This is a genomic window from Ectothiorhodospira sp. BSL-9, assembly GCF_001632845.1.
Taxonomy (GTDB): domain Bacteria; phylum Pseudomonadota; class Gammaproteobacteria; order Ectothiorhodospirales; family Ectothiorhodospiraceae; genus Ectothiorhodospira.
Genome location: NZ_CP011994.1, coordinates 1,870,001 through 1,889,190, shown reverse-complemented (window position 1 = coordinate 1,889,190; position 19,190 = coordinate 1,870,001). Strand labels below are relative to the sequence as shown.

At 61.5% G+C, this 19,190-nt stretch carries 12 protein-coding genes and 2 rRNA genes (1 of these 14 cut by a window edge); 2 read left to right on the top strand and 12 right to left on the bottom strand.

What is annotated here, in order from left to right:
- Positions 1 to 51 precede the first annotated feature (51 nt).
- Positions 52 to 585 (top strand): zinc ribbon-containing protein, encoded by a 534-nt coding sequence (locus ECTOBSL9_RS08915; protein WP_063464748.1) that lies wholly within the window; start codon positions 52 to 54, stop codon positions 583 to 585.
- A 114-nt stretch (positions 586 to 699) separates the two neighbouring features.
- Here the strand turns inward: ECTOBSL9_RS08915 and lnt are convergent, their stop codons facing one another.
- The 10 genes from lnt to ssb form a co-directional block, all read right to left on the bottom strand.
- Entirely contained in the window at positions 700 to 2,238 is a 1,539-nt protein-coding gene (lnt, locus tag ECTOBSL9_RS08910; RefSeq protein WP_063464747.1) for an apolipoprotein N-acyltransferase, read from the bottom strand.
- 36 nt (positions 2,239 to 2,274) lie between these two features.
- Entirely contained in the window at positions 2,275 to 3,147 is an 873-nt protein-coding gene (locus tag ECTOBSL9_RS08905; RefSeq protein WP_063464746.1) for an HlyC/CorC family transporter, read from the bottom strand.
- Entirely contained in the window at positions 3,144 to 3,620 is a 477-nt protein-coding gene (ybeY, locus tag ECTOBSL9_RS08900; protein WP_063464745.1) for an rRNA maturation RNase YbeY, read from the bottom strand. Before ybeY ends, ECTOBSL9_RS08905 begins: the two co-directional genes overlap by 4 nt.
- A 2-nt stretch (positions 3,621 to 3,622) precedes the next feature.
- Positions 3,623 to 4,636: a PhoH family protein gene (locus ECTOBSL9_RS08895; protein WP_063464744.1), complete on the bottom strand. Its 1,014-nt coding sequence runs from the start codon at positions 4,634 to 4,636 to the stop codon at positions 3,623 to 3,625.
- A gap of 51 nt (positions 4,637 to 4,687) precedes the next feature.
- A complete protein-coding gene (miaB, locus tag ECTOBSL9_RS08890; RefSeq protein WP_063464743.1) occupies positions 4,688 to 6,058 on the bottom strand; it encodes a tRNA (N6-isopentenyl adenosine(37)-C2)-methylthiotransferase MiaB in 1,371 nt (456 codons plus the stop codon).
- Positions 6,059 to 6,402: 344 nt separating this feature from the next.
- A complete protein-coding gene (locus ECTOBSL9_RS08880) occupies positions 6,403 to 7,380 on the bottom strand; it encodes an Abi family protein (protein ID WP_063464741.1) in 978 nt (325 codons plus the stop codon).
- The gene (locus ECTOBSL9_RS08875) at positions 7,380 to 9,128 is read right to left on the bottom strand and encodes a restriction endonuclease subunit S (RefSeq protein WP_063464740.1); all 1,749 of its coding nucleotides are present in this window, start codon (positions 9,126 to 9,128) and stop codon (positions 7,380 to 7,382) included. Before ECTOBSL9_RS08875 ends, ECTOBSL9_RS08880 begins: the two co-directional genes overlap by 1 nt.
- A complete protein-coding gene (locus tag ECTOBSL9_RS08870) occupies positions 9,125 to 10,615 on the bottom strand; it encodes a class I SAM-dependent DNA methyltransferase (protein WP_063464739.1) in 1,491 nt (496 codons plus the stop codon). The genes ECTOBSL9_RS08875 and ECTOBSL9_RS08870 overlap by 4 nt, the downstream gene beginning before the upstream one ends.
- A 131-nt stretch (positions 10,616 to 10,746) precedes the next feature.
- Positions 10,747 to 13,176: an EcoAI/FtnUII family type I restriction enzme subunit R gene (hsdR, locus tag ECTOBSL9_RS08865; protein ID WP_063464738.1), complete on the bottom strand. Its 2,430-nt coding sequence runs from the start codon at positions 13,174 to 13,176 to the stop codon at positions 10,747 to 10,749.
- Between the two features lie 164 nt (positions 13,177 to 13,340).
- The gene (gene ssb, locus ECTOBSL9_RS08860; RefSeq protein WP_063464737.1) at positions 13,341 to 13,853 is read right to left on the bottom strand and encodes a single-stranded DNA-binding protein; all 513 of its coding nucleotides are present in this window, start codon (positions 13,851 to 13,853) and stop codon (positions 13,341 to 13,343) included.
- A 213-nt stretch (positions 13,854 to 14,066) separates the two neighbouring features.
- Here ssb and uvrA point away from each other — a divergent pair, with 213 nt between their 5' ends.
- Complete coding sequence (gene uvrA / locus ECTOBSL9_RS08855) at positions 14,067 to 16,925, top strand: excinuclease ABC subunit UvrA (RefSeq protein ID WP_063464736.1); 2,859 nt, start codon at positions 14,067 to 14,069, stop codon at positions 16,923 to 16,925.
- A gap of 177 nt (positions 16,926 to 17,102) precedes the next feature.
- Here the strand turns inward: uvrA and rrf are convergent.
- Positions 17,103 to 17,218, bottom strand: a 5S ribosomal RNA gene (gene rrf / locus ECTOBSL9_RS08850).
- A 105-nt stretch (positions 17,219 to 17,323) separates the two neighbouring features.
- A 23S ribosomal RNA gene (locus tag ECTOBSL9_RS08845) occupies positions 17,324 to 19,190 on the bottom strand (it continues 1,020 nt past the right edge of the window).

Here is a 19,190-nt window from a genome sequence, read left to right as displayed (position 1 = left end):
GGTAGGCTCTGAGACTGCGGCGTCAGCGATTTCCACCAGGAGGGCACGACCATGGCCGAACAAGAGCAGCAAAAATCAGAACATCCGGTGAAGGACACTCTGGCCCATGCCTACGACACCATGCTGGAGCGGGTGAAGCATGCCGTGGAAACGGCCGAGGAGCGGGCCGCGCCCAGTCTGGAGCAGGCCATTCAGCATGCCCGCAAGCGGGCGGTGGACCTGGGGGAGATCACTCGGGAAGAGGCGCACGAGGTGGCCGACTACATCCGCCGCGACCTGCACGACATGGGCGACTACCTGACCGAGTCCAGCCGCGACTACCAGGCCTGGTTCCGCATGGACCTGCAGCTGATCGAGGCCCGGCTGCTGGACCTGCTGGGCTCCATTGCCGATCGCACCCGGGTGGAACTGGCGGAACTGGAGGCCCAGGCCCGGGTGGTGGGCGTCTGGCATACCGGTGAAGTGGCTGGCCCGGGTGTGCTCCGCTGCGACAAGTGCGGCAAGGAGCTGCACTTCACCGAAAGCGGTCGCATCCCGCCCTGCCCCCAATGCCGGGCCACCGAATTTCACCGCATGCGGGGCTAACGCTCATGCATCACGGTGGTGAGTCACCCCAGATGATGAAAGATACGTTACAAGCCCCTCTCCCCCGGGGGAGAGGGGTTGGGGTGAGGGGCGAGGGCCAGCGAGGGCCGTCGCTCAGGCGGAGCGACGGCGGGCCATCAGGGGCAGCACGACCACCATGGCCAGGGCCCAGAGGATGACCGGCCAGTTGCCCCAGATCACGTAGGGCGTGGCCCCATCCCGGGGTTGTGTGTGCGCGGTGAGCACGTGGGTCTCGAACTGGGGTGACTGATCCCGTATCCGGCCCCGATGGTCGATGACCGCAGAAATGCCCGTGTTGGTGGCCCGCAGCATCTCGCGCCCTGTTTCCAGACTGCGGGCCCGGGCGATCTCCAGATGCTGATGCGGGGCGATGGAATCGCCAAACCAGGCATCGTTGGTCACATTCACCAGCAACTGGGCCCGGGGCAATGCGCGGATGATCTGGGAGCCAAAGGCATCCTCGTAGCAGATGGAGGGCCCCAGGATGATCCCTGCCGCCTCCAGGGTCCAGCCGCCGTGTCCACGGGAGAGGTCCGCCATGGGAAGTTCGATGAAGTCATCCAGCCACATGAGCAGGCCCCGAAGCGGCAGATACTCACCAAAGGGCACCAGTTTGCGCTTGTGGTAGAACTCGGCCTCCCCTGCCCCATCCAGCCGGGCAATGCTGTTGTACATGTTCCCGGTGTCCGGCTCGTAGGTGAAGATGCCGGTGATCATCGTGCTGCCCTGGGCCCGCGCCTCCCGGGCCAGGGGGCCGAGAAATTCCGGCTCCAGGCGGCGGTGGAAGGTGGGCACGGCGGTCTCGGGCCAGACGATCAAATCACTGCCGAAGGCCTCTTCCGTGAGTTGGGCATACAGGGCCATGGATTGGGGCAGATGCTCCGGCAGTAATTTCTCCTCCTGGGCGACGTTACCCTGGAGCAGACTGGCGGTCAGGGGCTCGCCGGTGGGACGCGTCCACTCCACCTGGGAGAGCAGTGCACCGCCCAGCCACAGGGCCAGGATGACACCGCCGGCCCATAGCGCTGCCCGTTGCCCGCGAATCAGGCCCCAGGCCAGGCAGCCGGCCATCACCGCCACCAGCGCGCTCACCCCAAAGACACCCACCACCGGCACGTAGCCGGCCAGTTGGGTATCCAGATGGGCCGTACCCAGCAGCAGCCAGGGGAAGCCGGTGAGGAACCAGCCCCGCCACCATTCAAACAGCACCCACAGGGCAGGCATCAGCAGGATCAGCGCCCAGGGCCCGGGCATCCGCACCCGCAGACGTGCCACCAGATAGCCCATGAGGGCCGGGAACAGGGCCAGGGCCAGCACGAAACCCGCCGTGATCAGGGCCGCCAGGGGCGCGATGGCCGCCCCGAACAGGTGCAGGCTGTGATACACCCAGTAAACCCCCGCACCGAACAGGCCCACCCCAAAGGCATAGCCGCGCCAGGCGGCCTGGCGGGGGCTGGCACCCACCCAGAGGATGAAGAGGATGGCGGGGGCCAGAATGCTCAGGGCACGCACTTCAAAGGGGGCGAAGGCGAGCACCTGCAGCACACCGGCCAGGGCAGCGACCAGGGCCGCCAGGCGCGGGTGTTGCTCAATGCGCCGCGGCAGGGAGAGGTCCGAAACAGATGCAGTCATGGGAGGGAGGGGTCTTTAACGTCAGCGGGACCGTGGTCAGGAGGCGTTTTCGGATTCAACGGCGGGCATGTCCCGGTAGCTGAGTTCCAGCAGATGAACACGGCGGTTATCGGCGCGCAGCACGCGCACGTGGAAGCGATCGAATATCAGTTCCTCGCCCCGCTTGGGTACATGCCCGAACCGATGGACGATGAAACCGCCGATGGTGTCGAAGGCCTCGTCGCTGTACTGGGTGTTGAAATAGGCGTTGAACTCCTCGATGGGCGTGAGCGCCTTGACGGTGAAGCGGCCATTGGTATGACGCAGGATATGGGTAAGAAAATCGTCGATATCGTGCTCATCATCGATCTCGCCGACGATCTGCTCCAGCACATCCTCAATGGTGACCAATCCGGCCACGCCACCATACTCGTCCACGACGATGGCCATGTGGTTGCGGCTGTTGCGAAATTCCTTGAGCAGGATATTCAGCCGCTTGGCCTCGGGGACGAACACGGCGGGGCGCAGGATGTCCTGCATATCGAAACCATCCGCCCCCTCCGGGGTGAAATAACGCAGCATGTCCTTGGCCAGCAGAATGCCCACCACCTCATCCCGGTCATCACCGATCACGGGAAAGCGGGAATGGGCCGACTCCGCCAAAAAGGGCACGATCTCATCAAGCCGGGCATCCCGGTTCACCACATCCATCTGTGCCCGCGGGATCATGATATCCCGCACCTGCATGTCGGCCACCTGCATCACGCCCTCAAGCATCCCCAGGGCATCCGGGTCGATGATCTGACGCTGGTGGGCGTTGCGCAGCAGTTCCACCAACTGGCTACGATCCCGGGGCTCCGAAGACAGGGCGAGGCTGAAGCGCTCCACCCAGCTGCGGGTCCCGGGGTGACTAGATCGATCAGTGTTCATGTGGGTGTCGTTTCAGGCGGGTTGGAAGGGAGAGTATAGGGGTCTTCATAGCCGCATTCTGCCATCAGCAATGTTTCAATCGTTTCCATCTCATGCGCCTCCGCCTCGTCCAGATGGTCGTAGCCACGCAGATGCAGGACGCCGTGGATCACCATGTGTGCCCAGTGAGTGCGGGGGGCCTTGCCCTGCTCCCGGGCCTCGCGGGCCACCACGGGGGCACAGATCACCAGATCGCCCAGATGATCCACGGGGATGCCCTCCGGTGCCTCGAAGGGGAAGGACAGCACATTGGTGGGGCCCTGCTTGCCACGATAGGCGCCATTGAGCTGGGCGCTCTCGTGCTCGTCCACAACCCGGATGACCACGGAACCCGGGGCGCCCTGACGTGCCAGGTCCACCCAACGGCTCAGGGACACGGGGGCGGGTATGCCCCGGCGGGGCACCGCATACTGGACCTGGGTCCGAGAATCCATGGTCAGGCGCCCTTGCCGCCGGCATCCCCGGCGTCATAGGCCTCGACAATACGCTGCACCAGGGGATGGCGCACCACGTCCCGGGCGGTGAAGAAGGTGAAGCTGACCCCTTTGACATCCTTGAGGATCTCCACCCCATGGCGCAGGCCCGACTGGCGGGGATGGGGAAGGTCCGTCTGCGTCACGTCCCCGTTGACCACGGCGGTGGAGCCAAAGCCGATGCGGGTGAGGAACATCTTCATCTGTTCCGGCGTGGTGTTCTGGGCTTCGTCCAGGATCACGAAGGCATCATTCAGGGTGCGTCCGCGCATGTAGGCCAGCGGGGCCACCTCGATGACGCTGCGCTCCTGGAGCTTGGCCACCTTCTCGAACCCCAGCATCTCGTACAGGGCGTCGTACATGGGACGCAGATAGGGGTCGATCTTCTGGGCCAGATCCCCGGGCAGGAAGCCCAGGCGTTCACCCGCCTCCACCGCCGGGCGCACCAGCACCAGGCGACGCACCCGGTCCGTCTCCAGGGCCTCGCAGGCGGCGGCCACGGCCAGGTAGGTCTTGCCGGTACCGGCAGGGCCGACACCGAAATTCAGATCATGGGTGCGGATGTTGCGCAGATAACGCATCTGATGGGCACCGCGCCCCCTGATCACGCCGCGGCGCAGGCGCAGGACGGGCTCATCCTCCTCGGCGGCACTGTCCCGGCGCTCCATGAGCAGGTCCACCTGGGATTCCTGCAGGTGCAGGTGCACCCGCTCGGGCGTCAGGGCCTCGCCGGCGGTGATGCGATACAGATCGCGAATCACCTCGGCACCGGCCTGGGCAGGCTCGGTATCACCAATGATATTGAAGCGGGCGCCCCGATTATTGATTTCCACCCCCAGGCGCTTTTCCAGCAGCCGAAGGTGTTCATCAAACTGGCCACAGAGATTGGCCAGGCGCAGGTTGTCAGCGGGCTCCAGTGACAACTCCACAGAGGAGGGTCGGGCCGCTGATTGAGGGTCGGCAGGTTGATCTGTCAAGGTCGGGTCAGGCCACTGGACGTGTTGCGTGTCTTGAAAAGTATAGCTGGATCAGGCGCCGTTCGCCGCCACGGGCGTCGGTTGTGCTTGTGCCGGATCACTCACGAGCTCACCGCGCAGGGAGTTGCTCATGGCCTCGGTGATGCGCACGGGAACAAACTGCCCCAACAGCTCCGGGCCACCGGGGAAGTTGACCATGCGGTGATTGGCAGTGCGTCCGGCCATGAAGGCGGGATCCTTGCGGGAAGGGCCTTCCACCAGCACGGTTTCCACCGAACCCACCATGGCCTCGCTGATGGCCCGCGCCGATGCGTTGATGCGATCCTGCAACCGTTGCAGCCGCGCCTTCTTCACCCCCAGGGGTACCGAGTCCTCCAGATTGGCAGCCGGTGTGCCCGGGCGGGGGCTGTAGATGAAACTGAAGGATTGATCGAATCCCAGCTCTTCGATCAGCCGCATGGTGGCCTCGAAGTCGGTATCGGTCTCGCCCGGGAAGCCCACGATGAAATCCGAGGACAGGGACAGATCCGGCCGGGCTTCCCGCAGACGGCGGATGCGGGACTTGTACTCCAGGGCCGTGTGGCCGCGCTTCATGGCCGCCAGGATGCGGTCCGAGCCGCTCTGCACCGGCAGGTGCAGGTGGCTGGCCAGCTCCGGCACATCGGCAAAGGCCTGGATGAGGCTGTCGGAGAACTCCACCGGGTGGGAGGTGGTGAAACGGATGCGGTCGATGCCGTCCACGGCCGCCACATAATGAATCAGCAGGGCCAGATCGGCGATCTCGCCATCATGCATGGGGCCACGATAGGCATTCACGTTCTGCCCCAGCAGGTTCACTTCGCGCACCCCCTGGGCCGCCAGTTGCGCCACCTCGGCCAGCACATCGTCGAAGGGCCGACTGATCTCCTCGCCCCGGGTGAAGGGAACCACACAGTAGGTGCAGTACTTGCTGCACCCCTCCATCACCGAGACAAAGGCCGTGGGCCCCTCGGCCCGGGGTTCGGGCAGGCAATCGAACTTCTCGATCTCGGGGAAGGAGACATCCACCACCGGCTGATGCTCCCGGCGGGCGCGATCCAGCATCTGCGGCAGACGATGCAGGGTCTGTGGCCCGAACACCAGATCCACAAAGGGTGCCCGCTCACGCAGCACCTCGCCCTCCTGGCTGGCCACGCACCCCCCCACGCCGATCAGCACACCGGGACGATTCTCCTTGAGCTGGCGCCATCGACCCAGCAACGAAAAGACCTTCTCCTGGGCCTTCTCGCGGATGGAGCAGGTATTGAGCAGCAACAGATCGGCCGAAGCAGGATCGTCCGTCAACTCCGCCCCATGGGAGGCCCGCAGCACGTCCACCATCTTGCCCGAGTCATACTCGTTCATCTGGCAGCCGTGGGTCTGGATGTGGATCTTGAGAGTCATGGGAGGATTTTAAACCTGATGGGCGCGAATGTCGCGGGCCGAAGGGGGTGTGATCTTCCAGGGAGGCCGGTTCCGGCAACGTCATTTTGCCTGGCTCGTCAGCAAAGCGGTACTCATCCGCTCGGCAGGGCTCAAACAGGCCGCGCCGCCGCCAGCGATGAGGCTGCAGCAGCGTGCCAGATCCCAGATGCCCTGGTTGATGGTCAGTCCACACCTTATGGCGATGGTAGCTGAAGTTCTTGTCGTTTCCAGGGCTGTGCTCTATGCTGGTTGGTAACACGGCCCCCGCCTCTTGGCTCGCACGAGCTTACGCGGGGGTTCTTATTTGTCTGCCGCTCAGGCCCTCAAGTCGACCACCATCGCTCCCAGCCGACTGGTGCGCCCATATCCTCCAGTGAGAGCCGGCGCTGTGCATGCGGTGCCGGGAAGGTCATCAGATGCGCCTCAAGGCGAAGGTGCCAGCCAGTATCCGCGCAGACCACCTTTGTCATGTGTCGCACAATGCTCAGCAGCAGGAAGGGTCGAGCGATCAACTGCGGCTGCCCATGGAAATCATCGCACCACGATAGAGTGCCCAGCTCAGGCAGCTTGGGCTGGTCGATGACGTTGCGGTTCCAGAGCCTGCTGTGGTGGGCGCAGACATTGCGCAGATAGTTGAGGGAGCGCAGCCAGCTCTGAAAGACTGCCCAGTCCAGCACACCGTACTTACGAGCGATGCGTCGTTGGTCAGGCACCTTCATCATCGCGAATAGCTGCGAGAGGGTTCCGAAGTCCCAGGTCTCCACGGCGACCCAGATCGGCAGGCGTGGGCCGTGCTTCTGTCGGTAGTGCTGGACGAAGTCCTCCTTGGAACGCCTTTCCATTCCCTCGCAGCGCGCCTGCCACTTTTCGAAGGTATCGCGTGGGTCGCGCCCGAACCTTTTCCGGGCGAATGATGGATGAAAGGTGTCACGATGCAGGTGGGCAAAGGCATCTCTCTCACCCAGCAGGTGGGCGATGTCGACCCGCAAGGCGATCTCGATCCGCTCCAGGGCATCGGTCAGGCGTAGCCGGAGTTCCTTGTCGAACAGGTAGAGGCGCACCGCATCGACGAACTGGGTGTTGGGAACGAACTGATCGGTGGCCTGTGTGATCGGCCTCCCTTGGCGGTCGTGGCCCACCGTTTTGAAAATCCGGAATGGATACCAGTAGGCGCTCAGCCGGTAGTAGCCGACGCGCTTCAGGTATTCCAGGGCGGCTGCCTCATCAGCAACCTCCATACCTCGCGATTGCAGAATCGCGATCTGCTCCTCGAACGATTTCCAGGGGCGATCATAGGCCATCAGTTCACCGCCTGATCCACCATCGCCTCGGCGAGGTGAGTCCGTGTCTCACCGGCCTCGGTCAGGCGGGCCTTGAGCTGGTCGCAAAGGGCCATCAGCTCGTCGACTTTTTCGACGATGCGGTGTTGTTCATTGATGGGTGGCAGAGGGATGCAAATGGCTTCCCACTTGGAACGATTAATTATAGGCGTCGCTGATCCGGTAGACTTTTCCAAGATACTCTGGCGCACAAAGTCTGTGGAAAGCGTTGAGAGAAGGTAGTCAGGGTGGACTAGTATTGGACAAACCTTGTTGATCTGCTGATTAAACCCACATCGCGTATGAATTTTTGCGCATTTCCCTATAGACCCGCCGATGCAAACAACCACCAAGTCATTAGGTACAGCTTCTTCCGACTCAATAAGACCTGTCTCAGACAAAAACTTCTCTGGCTGAGTGACTTCTCCTCCTGCTGTTATTTGCCCAGGGCCGATAAACGGTATGTCGCCATCAAAAAAATGCTTCTCTTTGGTGCTGGGAGTTTTTCCTGTTGAAGTAATCCCTGTAGAGGCGATGCTTGCCCACTCCCAACCACCTGGCAGGGGGAAAATCTTGTCTTGATCTGAGGGAAAGTGAGGTTTTTTGGGCTTCTTGATCTTCCCTTTATTTACTAACCGGGCCTTCGCCTCTTCGATACGTTCCAGCAGCACGCTGGCCGATTCATCATTGGGGTCCTGCTCCACCAGCCGCCCCATCACTGCCAGCTGAAGAATGATCTGCTTCAGCTTGTCGATGCTGGCTTCGGTGGTGAAGAGGGTATCAAAATGCTCGGCAACGCGGGCCCAACTCCGGCTCAGTTCCTCAGCATCGGCGGAACGGGTCAAGGCATCGAGAAGGGTGTCGACCAGCACCTCATGGGCTTCCAGCTGGTCACCGACCTGCTGCTCCAGCCGATCGCAGAGGGCCATAAGCTCATCGACTTTTTCGACGATGCGGTGCTGCTCTTGAAGTGGGGGTAACGGAATCCGCATCTCACCCATATCGCTCAAGCGGAAGCTATTTTTCACACCACGCTGTGGCTCATCAAACTGAGTCTTTGCGCTGGGGCTTCTAAAGAACTCTGCATGATAGCGGTTTCTGCAAAGTGAGCTGAAGCGTACCAAGCAGGAGTGTTGATTTATGTATGCCTCGCCAAACCCTTCGGGTATCAGACCGAGGTTTCCAACATCTCCTGTGATAGAAACCACCAAGTCTCCGGCTTGAAGTGATGTTCTAGCGCCTTCGCCGCCAGCGGGCGGGGAAACATAGCGTATATTGTCCAGCCTGAGCTTATAGTCCCCGCGGGAAAGGTTTCCCATTGTGATGAATATGGCGCCATAATCAGAATAATGCTTGGCCCAGTCGCGAGATCCAGATGTTATAAGTTCCGAGATATCCCATATTCTTGCCCAGGCCCACCCATCCGTCAGCTCAAACGGCTTATCTTCCTCGGCAATCTCCGGCAGCTTCTTTGGCTTCTTGATCTTCCCTTCCCTAACCAACCGCGCCTTCTCCTCGGCGATCTTCTCCAGCAGCACGCTGGCGGGTTCATCATTGGGGTCCTGGTCCACCAGCTTGCCACGCACAGCGAGTTCCAGAATCAGCTCGCGCAGCTTCTTGATGCCGGTGAGTTCGATCTTTCCATTCTTCCCTCGGCCTGCCGTCGACCTGAAAGTAACAGCGCCAGTCCAGAGGTCGAGGTGGTCGGTAATCAGGTCGCGAGCACTCATGCCTGGCCCTTCTTCTCTTTGGTGGCATGGTTCAGCGCATCGCCGAGGATCTGCTTGATCTGGTCACGCAGTTCCTGGATCTCGGCCTGCTGCTGGGCGTACTTGGCCAGTAGCTCGTCGGGGTCGTGGCTGACTTGCTCGCCCTTCCAGGGGTTCTTGATATCCAGGTTGTAGTTACGCGCCTTGATCTCCTCAATGCCGACCTTCCAGGCCTGCTCGGTCTCCTGGCGACTGGCGAAGCCGTCGCTCTCGTCACCCCACCAGTCGATCTCGGTGGCAAATTCGGCAAAGCGCATGGGCTTGGTCTTGCTGTAGCTCTTGTAGCCCTCGGGATAGGGGTGCTCGTAGTACCAGATCTGCTCGGTGGGCTGGCCCTTGGTGAAGAACAGCAGGTTGGTCTTGATGCCGGTATAGGGGCTGAACACCCCGTTGGGCAGGCGAACGATGGTGTGCAGATTGCACTCGGTGAGCAGTTTCTCCTTGAGGCGGGTTTTCATGCCCTCGCCGAAGAGAAAGCCGTCCGGTAGCACCACGCCAGCGCGGCCGCCCTCCTTGAGCAGCTGGATGAACAGCGTCATGAACAGATCGGCGGTTTCCCGGGTGCGGAAGGCCTGGGGGAAGTTGGTCTCGATGCCGTCTTCCTCCATGCCGCCGAAGGGCGGGTTGGCGATGATCACGTCTACCCGTTCCTTGGGTCCCCAACTGATCAGCGGGCGGGCCAGGGCATTGTCGTGGCGGATCTGCTCCGGCACCTCGATGCCATGGAGGATCAGGTTGGTGGTGGCCAGCAGATGGGGCAAGGGCTTCTTCTCGATGCCGCGAATGCTGGCCTGCAGGCTCTGCTCGTCTTCCGGGGTCTGCACGTAGTGGCTGCGCTTGTGCTCAATGGTGCAGGTAAGAAAGCCACCCGTGCCGCAGGCCGGGTCCATCACCATCTCATCAAGCCTGGGGTCCACCCGGTTGACCATGAACTCGGTCACCGCCCGCGGGGTATAGAACTCGCCGGCGTTGCCGGCGCTTTGCAGATCCTTGAGGATCTGCTCATACATGTCGCCGAGCTGGTGGCGGTCTGCCTGGGTGTTGAAGTCGATGCCGTCCTGCAGTTTGTTGATGACCTGACGCATCAACTGGCCGGACTTCATGTAGTTGTAGGCGTCCTCGAAGATGTTGCGGATCACCACCGCGCGGGTATCCTCGCCGCGGGGCTGCAGCAGCTGCAGGCCGGGGAACAGCGTGTTGTCGACGAAGTCCTTGAGCTCGTCGCCGGTCATGCCCTCGGGGTCGGCGGCCCAGTTGCGCCAGCGCAGCGGCTCGGGTATCGGCGAGCGGTAAGCATCGTCGAACATTTCCCACTCCTGTTCCCGGTCGTCGAAGATCTTCAGGAACAGCATCCAGACCAGCTGGCCGATACGCTGTGCATCGCCATCGACACCGACGTCCTTGCGCATGATGTCCTGGATGGACTTGATGGTGGTGGAGATACTCATGGGGGGTGTCGATTCCTTGTAATACTGAGTGGACGCAGGCTCATCTGCAGGTAGGCACCATGCACAGGACGGCCCGCATCGGGACTTGAGTCATATTGGTTAAGGCGAAAAAAAGGGTGACAGGATACCGATCAGCCACCGAACTGGTAGAGGGCATCTTCCAGTTCGTGGACGGCGCGGGTGTAGCCGGCCTTGCCACCGAAGGCCTTGACCAGCTCCATGGGGGCACCGATGGCGCTGAAGGGGGCCAGGGTGAGCACCTTGGGATCCTCGATGGGCGTGATGCCTGCATCGGCGTATTTCTCCACCAGCGACTCCAGAACCCTGCGGGCCTGACCCTCGTAGCGGCTGAAGATATCGCGCTTCTTCACCTGGTCGGCGCGCTCGCGGCGGGTCAGTGGTGGACGGTCGAAGGCGATATGGCAGATCACATCGAAGGGGTCGGGTTCGTCACCGAGCTTCCTGCCAAGCTCGGCGATCAGCTCATCCCAGAAAATGCCCTGCTCGGCCAGCTCATCGAGGATCGCCTGCTTGCGCTCGGCTTCATGCCAGCGGCGCAGGAAGTCGTCCAGTGAGGCGAACTGCTCCTTGACCTTCTGACGGGTGTAATCGCGCAGGCTCTCGGTGATCAGCTTGCCGTCCGGGCCGAGGTACTGCACGCGCTCGGCCACCACGCTGACTTTCACATCATTGACCACATACTTCACCCGCCGGCCCTGGCCCCCATCTTCATCGAAGAGAGAACCGCCTGGGATGGCGGTGGAATCGTCGCTCTGCCAGGTGGCGCCTTCTTCAACATCGTACTCAGCGTGGGTGTCTTCCACGCCGTTCGGTACCACATCGCTCTGTGCCTGCTCGTCATCCGGCGTGATGGGGTCGTCGGGGTAAGGCTGGTAGACCTTCACTGGGTCGCCGTCAAATTCGGGATCGGCGAACAGCTCGGTGGCCTTCTTGAAGTCCAGGATGGTGAACCAGTGTTTTTGGTAGTCGTCGTTGATGCGGGTGCCACGGCCGATGATCTGCTTGAACTCGGTCATGGACTGGATGCGCTGGTCGAGCACGATCAACTTGCAGGTCTGGGCGTCCACACCGGTGGTCATCAGCTTGCTGGTGGTGGCGATGACGGGGTAGCGCTCCTCGGGGTTGATGAAGTTATCAAGCTCCGCTTTACCTTCGGCCTCGTCGCCGGTGATGCGCATCACGTACTTGCGATTCTCCGCCACCCGCTTGGGATTGAGGTTGACCAGCGCCTGGCGCATGCGCTCGGCGTGGTCGATGTCCTCGCAGAAGACGATGGTCTTCTGGTAAGGGTCGCTGCCCTCCAGGAACTCGGTGATCTTGAGTGCCACCAGCTCGGTGCGCGGTTCCAGGACCATCTGCCGGTCGAAATCCTTCTGATTGTAGATGCGATCTTCAATCTCCTGACCCAGTTTGTCACGCTGTCCCTTGCTGGGCCGCCACCCCTGCAGGTCGCGGTCGATATCCACGCGGATAACCTTGTAGGGAGCGAGGAAGCCGTCCTCGATGCCCTGCTTGAGCGAGTAGGTGTAGAGCGGCTCGCCGAAGTAGTCGCTGTTGGAGACCTCTTTCGTCTCCTTGGGCGTGGCGGTCAGCCCGATATGGGTGGCAGAGGCGAAGTAGTCGAGTACCCGGCGCCAGGCGGAGTCCACCGCGGCGCTGCCACGATGGCATTCGTCGATGATGACCAGGTCGAAGAAGTCCGGAGAGAACTGTCGGTAGATGTCCTGCTCTTCCTCGCTGCCGGTCACTGCCTGGTAGAGCGAGAGATAGACCTCGTAGGACTTGTCTACCGTGCGGTTGCTGACCTTGGTCATGGTCTGGCCGAAAGGCTTGAAGTCGTTGTTCTTGGTCTGATCGACCAAAATGTTGCGGTCAGCCAGAAAGAGAATTCGCTTTTTCTGTTTAGCCTTCCACAGCCGCCAGATGATCTGGAAGGCGGTGAAGGTCTTGCCGGTGCCCGTGGCCATCACCAGCAGGATGCGCTGCTGGCCGCGGGCCACCGCCTCCACGGTCCGGTTGATGGCAACACGCTGGTAGTAGCGGGGGCTGCGACCGCTGCCGTCATCGTAGTAGGGCTGTTCCACCACCGGGCGTTCCCTGGGCCCAAGGCCCCTGTAACGGCAGTAGCACTCCCAGAGCATCTCGGGGGAGGGGAAGTCGTCGAGACCCAGCACGGTTTCGGTCTGGCTGCCCAGGCCGGTGCGATCGTGGAACAGAAAGCCGTCGCCATTGCTGGTGAACACGAAGGGCACATCCAGGGCGTCGGCGTAGGCAAGTGCCTGCTGCATGCCGTCGCCCAGGCCGTGCTTGTTGTCCTTGGCCTCGATCACCGCAATAGGCTGGTCCTTGTGGTAGTTGAGCAGGTAGTCGGCGCGGCGGCGCTTGCCTCGAATGTGCATGCGCCCGCGTACGATGATGCGGCCGGCGGTGAACGACACCTCCTCGCGCACCTGGGTCTGGATGTCCCAGCCGGCACGCTCCAGCGCCGGGGTGATGAACTTGGTGCAGATGTCCCGTTCGCTGAGAGCCTTCTTATCCATACCGACCTCCCTGGAATGATTTCAATGCCTGTTCCGGCCTTCCCAGCTTACGGTATGAAGCACAGATCATCACTTCAGCCGAAGTCGATTAGAGGGGGGGGCAAAAAGGCCCTGATAAACAGGGCCTTAAAGGTAAAGTAAACGAAAACTAAAAAACGTGCCAATTAAAACGGTATATCGTCGTCAAAGTCACTGGGCTCCGGGCGGGAACCGGACGACTGGCCGGAGGACTGCCCACCGCCGGACGATGCAGGTTCACCCTGCCCCCGGGAACCGCTCTGTCCCCATTGACTGCCACCGGAGTCGAAGTCGCTGGAGCTACCACCGCCTCCGCTGCCACCCCGGCCGCCGAGCATCTGCATCTCGTTGGCCACGATCTCGGTGCTGTAGCGGTCCTGACCGTCCTGGGTCTGCCACTTACGGGTCTGCAGTCGACCCTCCACGTACACCTGGGAGCCCTTGCGCAGGTACTCCCCGGCGATTTCAGCCAGACGACCGAAGAACACCACACGGTGCCACTCCGTGCGATCCTGCATCTCGCCGCTCTGCTTGTCCTTCCAGCGATCTGTGGTGGCGATGCTCACATTGGCCACCGCCGAGCCGCTGGGCATGTATTTCACTTCCGGGTCATTCCCCAGGTTGCCCACCAGGATGACCTTATTGATACCTCTTGCCATGTTCGCTCCTAAAGCCTCATTGGGTCCGTTTTAAATCGATTCGAATCATTCCCTGATGCCCGGATCATCCGTGATGCCGGACGCACTCCCCGACCCACAAGCCCCCTGTGCCGGGACGGCTTGGGGGGCGGGGATCATGTTACATTAGTCGTTTGCCTGCAATCTGTCACTGGGGTGGATCCACTCCTTCCGCCCCCTCGAAGCGATCACTCCATGGAACAGATCATCATCCGCGGCGCCCGGACCCACAATCTTCAGAGTGTGGACCTGGTGCTTCCCCGAGACCGTCTCATCGTCATCACCGGGGTGTCCGGGTCGGGCAAGTCATCGCTCGCCTTCGACACCCTGTTTGCCGAGGGGCAGCGACGCTATGTGGAGTCCCTGTCCGCCTACGCGCGGCAGTTCCTGTCCATGATGGAAAAGCCGGATGTGGACCACATCGAAGGGCTGTCCCCGGCCATCTCCATCGAACAGAAGACCACATCCCACAACCCGCGTTCCACCGTGGGCACCATTACGGAGATCTACGATTACCTGCGCCTGCTGTTCGCCCGCGCCGGCACGCCCCGTTGCCCGGAGCATGGCACCACCCTGGAGGCACAGACGGTGAGTCAGATGGTGGATCAGATCCTGGCGCTCCCGGAAGGCGACAAGCTGATGCTGCTGGCCCCGGTGGTGCAGGAACGCAAGGGCGAACACGTGAATGTGCTGGAAGGCCTGCGGGCCCAGGGCTATCTGCGGGCCCGGATCGACGGCGAACTCATCGAACTGGACGACCCGCCCAGCCTGGAGCCACGGCGCAAACACACCATCGAAGTGGTGGTGGATCGGTTCCGGGTAAGAGAAGACATCGGCCTGCGCCTGGCCGAGTCCCTGGAAACCGCCCTGAACCTCTCCGAGGGCCTGGCCCTGGTGGCCTGGCTGGACGACCCCAAGCGCGCGCCCCTGGTGTTCTCCTCACAATTCGCCTGCGCCCATTGCGGCTATGCCATCCAGGAGATGGAGCCGCGCATGTTCTCCTTCAACAACCCGGTGGGCGCCTGCCCCACCTGCGACGGGCTGGGGGTTCAACAGTTCTTCGACCCGGAACGCGTGGTGGCCCACCCGGAACTGAGCCTGGCTGGCGGCGCCGTGCGCGGCTGGGACCGGCGCAACGCCTACTACTTCCAGCTCATTCAGTCCCTGGCGGCCCATTACGGCTTTGATATTGAAACCCCCTTCGAGGAACTGCCCGACGCAGTCCGCCAGGTGGTGCTCCACGGCAGCGGCCGGGAAAAGATCCAGTTCGAGTACTCCAACGAACGGGGCCGTCGCTCCCGATCCGAACACACATTCGAGGGCATCATCCCCAATCTGCAGCGCCGCTACCGGGAGACCGATTCCAGCGCCGTGCGGGAGGAACTGGCCAAGTACCGGTCCATGCACCCCTGTCCGGCCTGCCAGGGCACCCGCCTGAACCAGGCCGCGCGCAACGTCTTTGTGGACAACCGCACCCTCCCCCAGATCACCGCGCTGCCCATCGGCGATGCCCACAGCTTTTTCACGGAACTGGCCCTGCCAGGCAAACAGGGACAGATCGCCGACAAGATCGTCAAGGAGATCGTGGCGCGACTGAACTTCCTGGTGAACGTGGGGCTGGACTACCTCACCCTGGACCGCTCCGCCGACACCCTCTCCGGAGGCGAGGCCCAGCGCATCCGCCTGGCCTCGCAGATCGGCGCTGGTCTGGTGGGCGTGATGTACATCCTGGACGAACCTTCCATCGGCCTGCATCAGCGCGACAATGAACGCCTGCTCAACACCCTCACCTACCTGCGGGACCTGGGTAACACCGTTCTGGTGGTGGAACACGACGAGGACGCCATCCGACGCGCAGACCACGTGGTGGACATGGGCCCGGGCGCCGGACGCCACGGAGGCCGGGTGGTGGCCCAGGGCACACCCGCACAGGTGAGCCAGACAGAACAGTCCCTCACGGGGCAGTATCTCAGCGGACGCCGACGCATCGAGGTCCCCGCCCAGCGACATCCCGTGGACCCGGAGCGCCTGCTGCGCATCATCGGCGCCCGAGGCAACAACCTGCGCAACGTGGACATGGACGTCCCGGTAGGCCTGCTCACCTGCGTTACCGGGGTGTCCGGATCCGGCAAATCCACCCTGATCAACGACACCCTGTATCGGCTCATGGCCCTGCGGATCAACAAGGCAGGCGAGCAACCGGCGCCCTACGAGCGCGTGGAGGGGGTGGAATACCTGGACAAGGTGGTGGACATCGACCAAAGCCCCATCGGGCGCACCCCCCGCTCCAACCCGGCCACCTATACCGGCCTGTTCACCCCCATTCGCGAACTCTTCGCCGGCACCCAGGAGGCCCGCTCCCGCGGCTACGCCCCTGGCCGGTTCTCATTCAATGTCCGCGGTGGACGCTGCGAGGCCTGTCAGGGAGACGGCGTGATCAAGGTGGAAATGCACTTCCTGCCCGACGTCTATGTGCCCTGCGACATCTGCCGGGGCAAGCGTTACAACCGCGAAACCCTGGATGTGCGCTACAAGGGCAAGAACATCCACGAGGTGCTGGAGATGACCGTGGAAGAAGCCGTGGACTTCTTCGAAGCCGTCCCGGTGGTCAAGCGCAAGCTGGACACCCTGATGGATGTGGGTCTCTCCTATGTCCAACTGGGACAGAACGCCACCACACTCTCCGGCGGAGAAGCCCAACGGGTCAAACTGGCCCGGGAACTCTCCAAACGGGACACCGGCCGCACCCTGTACATCCTGGACGAGCCCACCACGGGCCTGCACTTCGAGGACGTGGATCAACTGCTCAAGGTACTGCATCGCCTCCGGGACCATGGCAACACCGTCGTGGTCATCGAGCACAACCTGGATGTGATCAAGACCGCCGACTGGCTCATCGACCTGGGCCCGGAAGGCGGGTCCGGCGGCGGCGAGATCATTGCCACGGGGACGCCAGAGGCGGTCGCTACCGTGCCTGCGTCGCATACGGGCCGATTCCTGGCACCGATGCTCGGCATGAGCGATTCGCCAGCGGTGTCCTCCACCGGGGGTTAGCCGCAGGGAAGCGGCTGCCAAGCCTACAGGGAGGTATTCACGGCGTCCCCCGGAGGGCTTTATCCGACCCAACGCGGCCACCGACGCTGACGCCAGGGGCCAGCACTCCCGGCCCCCCCCAACCGCCGGGCATAAAAAAACCCCGACCGGGTAACCGATCGGGGTTTTGGGATAAGAGCCTGGCAGTGACCTACTCTCGCATGGGGAAGCCCCACACTACCATCGGCGCTGAGCAGTTTCACTTCCGAGTTCGAGATGGGATCGGGTGGTTCCTACTCGCCATGGCCGCCAGGCAAACTGGGTGTGATCCTTATGGATCACCAATTCGGGAAAGTTCCAGGCTATGTTGTCATGTCATGTTGTGATGACCGCACACCCTCAAACTGCTTGGGTGTTATATGGTCAAGCCTCACGGGCAATTAGTACGGGTTAGCTTCACACATTACTGCGCTTTCACATCCCGCCTATCAACGTTGTAGTCTTCAACGACCCTTCAGGGGCATCAAGTGCCCAGGGAGATCTCATCTTGAGGAAGGCTTCCCGCTTAGATGCTTTCAGCGGTTATCCCGTCCGTACTTAGCTACCCGGCAATGCCACTGGCGTGACAACCGGAACACCAGAGGTACGTCCACTCCGGTCCTCTCGTACTAGGAGCAGATCCTCTCAAATCTCCGACGCCCACGGCAGATAGGGACCGAACTGTCTCACGACGTTCTAAACCCAGCTCGCGTACCACTTTAAATGGCGAACAGCCATACCCTTGGGACCTGCTTCAGCCCCAGGATGTGATGAGCCGACATCGAGGTGCCAAACACCGCCGTCGATATGGACTCTTGGGCGGTATCAGCCTGTTATCCCCGGAGTACCTTTTATCCGTTGAGCGATGGCCCTTCCATACAGAACCACCGGATCACTAAGACCTGCTTTCGCACCTGCTCGACGTGTCTGTCTCGCAGTCAAGCACCCTTACGCCTTTGCACGCACTGCGCGATGTCCGACCGCGCTGAGGGTACCTTCGCGCTCCTCCGTTACTCTTTGGGAGGAGACCGCCCCAGTCAAACTACCCACCACACACGGTCCCTGTCCTGGATAACAGGACGAGGTTAGAACTCCAAACATGCCAGGGTGGTATTTCAAGGTTGGCTCCACCGAAACTAGCGTTCCGGCTTCAAAGCCTCCCACCTATCCTACACAAGCAGGTTCAAAGTTCAGTGTGAAGCTGTAGTAAAGGTTCACGGGGTCTTTCCGTCTAGCCGCGGGTACACTGCATCTTCACAGCGATTTCAATTTCACTGAGTCTCGGGTGGAGACAGTGCCGCCATCGTTACGCCATTCGTGCAGGTCGGAACTTACCCGACAAGGAATTTCGCTACCTTAGGACCGTTATAGTTACGGCCGCCGTTTACCGGGGCTTCGATCAAGAGCTTCGCTTACGCTAACCCCATCAATTAACCTTCCGGCACCGGGCAGGCGTCACACCCTATACGTCCTCTTTCGAGTTTGCAGAGTGCTGTGTTTTTAATAAACAGTCGCAGCGGCCTGGTCTCTGCGGCCCCCAGCAGCTCCAGGTGCAAGACCCTTCACCACCAGAGGCGTACCTTCTCCCGAAGTTACGGTACCATTTTGCCTAGTTCCTTCACCCGAGTTCTCTCAAGCGCCTTGGGATTCTCACCCTGCCCACCTGTGTCGGTTTCGGGTACGGTCACTCTATACCTGAAGCTTAGAGGCTTTTCTTGGAAGCTTGGCATCGACCACTTCGCGCCACATGGGCGCTCGTCATCACGTCTCAGAATTGTGCCACCGGATTTTCCTGGAAGCACTCCCTACACGTTTAAACCGGACACCAACTGCCGGCTGATCTAGCCTACTCCGTCCCCCCATCGCAGTATAAAGCGGTACAGGAATATTAACCTGTTTCCCATCGACTACGCATTTCTGCCTCGCCTTAGGGGCCGACTAACCCTGCGCCGATTGACGTTGCGCAGGAAACCTTGGGCTTTCGGCGGATGGGGTTTTCACCCATCTTATCGTTACTCATGTCAGCATTCGCACTTCTGATACCTCCAGCATGCCTTACGACACACCTTCGCAGGCGTACAGAACGCTCCCCTACCACTTGACCATTAGGTCAAATCCGCAGCTTCGGTACATGGCTTAAGCCCCGTTGAATCTTCCGCGCGGGCCGACTCGACCAGTGAGCTATTACGCTTTCTTTAAAGGATGGCTGCTTCTAAGCCAACCTCCTGGCTGTCTGGGCCTTCCCAC